This window comes from Enterobacter sp. CM29 (assembly GCF_013179605.1).
Classification (GTDB): domain Bacteria; phylum Pseudomonadota; class Gammaproteobacteria; order Enterobacterales; family Enterobacteriaceae; genus Enterobacter; species Enterobacter intestinihominis.
In genome coordinates, this window is sequence record NZ_JABMCU010000275.1 from 1 (window position 1) to 4,373 (window position 4,373).

Genomic DNA, 4,373 nt, shown 5'->3' on the forward strand with positions numbered 1-4,373 from the left:
GTACATAAGTCAGCCAGCGAATCGTTCTTCAGAAGATAAAAACCGCCTTTCATCAGGTGAGCAAGTTCGGCGATCTGCAAGAAATCTTCCGCGCTGATAGCGTCGTGCAAATCGCTGATGGTGACGTCGAGATGCGCTAAGCAGGAGTTAAATACATGCTGGTCGACCCGATCTTCCGCTTTTGCGCATGTGTTTGTGGCGGGCTGGATAGCGCTGGCAAATTTGCTTAATGCGAGGGATAGGGTTTTGAGCGAAACGGGTTTAAAGAGGCATTCCGTCATCCCGGCCTGAAGACAGGCTCCTCTTTGTTCATCGCGGGCATCAGCCGTCAGGCCGATAATTACAGTATCGCTGTTTTCCTTACGGATTAATTTTGTCAGCTCAATTCCTGAGATATACGGCATATTACAGTCAGTGATAATAATCTCGGCACCGGTGCTTCTCCACTGAGCATATGCGTCACGAGGATCGCTACATTCGATCACGACGTAGCCAAGGTATGACAGCTGCTTATTTAACAGCATGAGATTTGGGTAAAAATCATCAACGACAAGAACGGTGGCTGAGCTGTTTTGACGCTGGATATCTATAACCTCTGCCGCAGCACGCTTGCTCTTCTGTTGGCTTACGCCCACTTTTAACGTAATGTCGACTCTGGTTCCCACGCCCGGTTGACTATGAAGTTGTATGCCTCCACCCAAAGCTTCACAAAGCCGGCGAGAGATGAGGAGTCCAAGCCCGGAGCCTGACTGATGAGAATAGCCGTTAATATCAGCCTGGGAAAAAGGTCGGAATAATGTCTGTTGCCCTTCAGGCGATATACCGCAGCCCGTATCCGTTATGGCAATTTGCAGCAGGGCGACGTCTGTGACTTGAGAATTAACGCATTCTACTGCGACACGCACTTCGCCTTCATTCGTGAATTTGATGGCATTACTGATGATATTGCTGACAACCTGTCTGAACCGAAGCTCATCTGTTGTCACAATGATGTCGTCGAGCTTTGCTGGATATAGGAGTACAAGCTCGATACCGTTGTTGAACGCGCCAGGCCTGAATAAGGAGATAATCTGTTCAATGGTTTTTCTGAGCTCCATTTCTGTATAATGAATAACCAGTTTTTCAGATTCAATCATGGAAATATCAAGGATATTACCAATAAGTTCCTGTAGTACGTTTGACGAAGAATAGGCGACGTCGAATGCGGTACTGTCTATGATTCCATCGTGGAGTTTTTTTGTTCCAAGCTCCAGCATACCGATAATGGCATTCAGAGGCGTTCTAATTTCATGGCTCATGGTGGCAAGAAAAGTGGATTTTGCTACATTCGCCCTTTCAGATTCCTTCCTGGCTGCTCTTAGGCTCTCTTCCATTTCGATTCTCGACGTGATGTCAATCCAGCCGCCAATAACGCCATTTACGCGGCCTTCGGCATCCAGGAATGGCACCATCCAGTGATATATCACGGCATCAGGGCGCCCATCGCTGAATGTAATTGCCCGGTCTTTCGAGATTGATACCTTATCCCGTAACACGCTGAAGAAATCCTGGCGGTATGTTTCAAGAGACGAAAGATGTGAGGCCGTTGTATTTTCAAACTCAGCCTGACTAAAAGCGTATTCCTGTTCGATATGGAAATCTTTTAAAGCTTCCGTATAGGCCTCATTAAACGATATGAGCTCTGCATCTTTATTACGAACATACAGGGGATTCGGCGTGCCGTTGATAAGCGCGTTTGTCAAAGCCAGCTGATCGTCCAGTTTTCTCTGGGTCCGCTGTGCATGTCGAACGTGCTTTCGAAGGACAAGCGCCCAGCCGGTGGAAATCATGCCCAGCAGGAGAAGGACTATTACCGTGTAGAGAATGGCGGTTTTGTTTGCTTCGATGAAACTTGTTTTTGAGGGCGCGGCGGTCCATTTCGTGGTGATATCGTCGAGTTCAGATCCGGCGAGGTTCTTTAATGATTTATTGATTATTTCATACAAAATTTCATTGTGCGCGGAAATGCCCAGGGAAAGTTTGGCAAAATTTCCATCAACTATATCGTCTATGGCCAGGGAATATTGATGCGTGTGTGTGTAATAATTAGCGGAGACAAAATTATCAAGTACGGCATCGACTTTGTTACTGCTTAATAAATTATAGGCAGCTGCCGTCGAAGATACAGGCACAACGGTATACGAAGTGAGATCATAACCCTCGAGATGATTAACATCCATAAAAGTCGCGATCCGGCGAGCGCGCGTAGGCAATTTTTTTAGGCTCTCACCGTGACGAGTAACGAAAACAAGAGGAAATTGAATGAAGCTTCGGGTAAACCGATATCGCGTATCGGTGTTGTATACGGAGCTGGCAAAGCCAATGATCTCATCAGGATTAATGTTCTTTGATGACGGGTTTTCTGGCAAAAATGCAAACGTAACGTTAAGCATTTTGCCAATCAGACTAAAGACATCAGGGATGATGCCAGTAAACGTCCCGTTAGCATATTCTGAAAAAGGTGGCGCGGTTGTTGGCAGCTGAACATAAAACTGCTTCTTACCTTGTAACCACCGGGCTTCCTTTTCGGTGAGATATTGTGGTGAGCCCGGCGTGATAAAATCACTGGATTTATCCCAGCCCCTTATGAATTCTGACAGATCTGACTGGGATATCTTTTGTAGCCCGGATTCTATGATTTGTCTGGTTTTTATATCAGAGTTACGTATTGCGAAGTATACTTTTCCTTCTGCCTGGTTAATGGTATTAAGCTGGCGACTGACGTGAAGAGTATTGAAAACGCTATTGTTATAAAAATAACCAGCACTTATTGCATCACCCACATAGATATCGTTTTTATGGAGGGCGACAGAGGCAAGCGCATTCAGTACGGAATCGTAGCGGTTTATTTTTGCTTCAGGATAGCGCTCTTTTATAAACTCATCAGAAATAAACCGTTCAACGGTGGCAATCGTCTCGTAATCTTTTGTGTCGGGTTTATTTTCCGCGGGTGCGATTTCAACTATTTTATTCGTTGAAATAACCGGGAGATAAGAATACCTGGATTTTTTCGTTTCAGTTACCGGGCCAGTGGTCGTGATCGCATCAATAGACCCTTCTGCCAGCGCGTCAAAAGCAGCGACAGCGTTATCGAAAAGGGTGACAGAGAAATGGATATCCGAATTATTACGGATTGTCCGCAGTATGTCGGCATTGATCCCATCAAGGTATTCGCCATTAATAACGATATCGAAAGGCGGATAATCGGGTCTGTAAACACCCACCTTCAGAGATTGCTTATAAAAACGCTGGATGATTGTATCGGGGTAAAGTTCCAGAGACAGAGATTTGTCGCTCAGTGGTTCCGCACAGGCGTACAATGGCAATAAAATAAGCAGCAGCTTAAAGTGAACCCATCGCTTCATTCAATCTTTTCTCTTTTAGCAATCTCGATCAAATCAACCAGTGTCGTAACGCCCATTTTTGTCATTATCCGGGTTTTATAGGTACTGATTGTTTTGCTGCTCAGGCACATGCTGTCTGCTATTTCAATATTTTTCATTCCAGCAATGATTTTACGCAGTACCTCTAGTTCGCGGTTTGTCAGTGAGGATGATTTTCTTGATGTAAAATTGTTGGCATAGCTTATATTTGGAAAAAATGTAAAACCAGAATTGATGGCTTTGATCGCCGCTGAAACATCTTCCATACCCTCATTCTTTGTCAAAAATCCAGACACACCGGACATCATGCATCTGCTGGCATAGAGTTCCGCTGACTGTGAGGTGAACACCAGGATTTTTGTATTAATCTCTGCTTTTCGCACCGCCGCGATAACCGACATCCCATCCATGTTAGGAATACCAATATCCAGTATGACGATATTGTATTTCCCTTTTTTTATCTGGTTTATAGCCTGCGCACCGTTATCACATTCATCCACATGAGTGAAGCCTATCTTTTCTAATGTCATTTTCAATGCCATGCGGACTGAAGGATGATCGTCTACAACAAGTGCGGTTTTCATACTAACCCTTAATATAATCGGCAAGCGATGCATTATTCTGATGTTAACGCATTAGCCTGGCTCATTCCACTGGTGCGGCGACAAACTGGCTGTAGGTTGAACCCGTGCAGTCAGTTCATTTCAAATCAGGCTTCACCAAAACAACCTGAATGCGTAAAATGTATATAACGTGTTGAATAATAGGTTGTTAAATCGTTCTGTTTACTTGCTACTTAACGCTCAGTATAGCCATTTTTACTACAGAACGAGGTGTCCCTTTTCGCTTTCACGTGTAAGGTTTTTCCTCTTTTTATCGTCACTGACTGATTTCCGTAACACGCAACTCTCCACGCAGGATTGTGGGACTTTTCCTACGTACATTGTCGCC

The 4,373-nt window shown here is 44.7% G+C and carries 2 protein-coding genes; both read right to left on the minus strand.

Translation table 11 applies throughout. The annotated features are described in order from the left end of the window. Positions 1–3,404 (minus strand): transporter substrate-binding domain-containing protein (locus tag HP459_RS21655; protein ID WP_171936819.1); only part of this gene is annotated, 3,404 nt, incomplete at its 3' end. Further along, on the minus strand, positions 3,401–4,006 hold the full coding sequence (locus HP459_RS21660; RefSeq protein WP_023305307.1) for a response regulator transcription factor: 606 nt from the start codon (positions 4,004–4,006) through the stop codon (positions 3,401–3,403). The genes HP459_RS21660 and HP459_RS21655, both read right to left, overlap by 4 nt. Positions 4,007–4,373: the final 367 nt, after the last annotated feature.

Bases quoted from the DNA above. Each gene is read 5' to 3' on its own strand.
- HP459_RS21660 (WP_023305307.1), bottom strand. From the start codon at position 4,006: ATGAAAACCGCACTTGTTGTAGACGATCATCCTTCAGTCCGCATGGCA.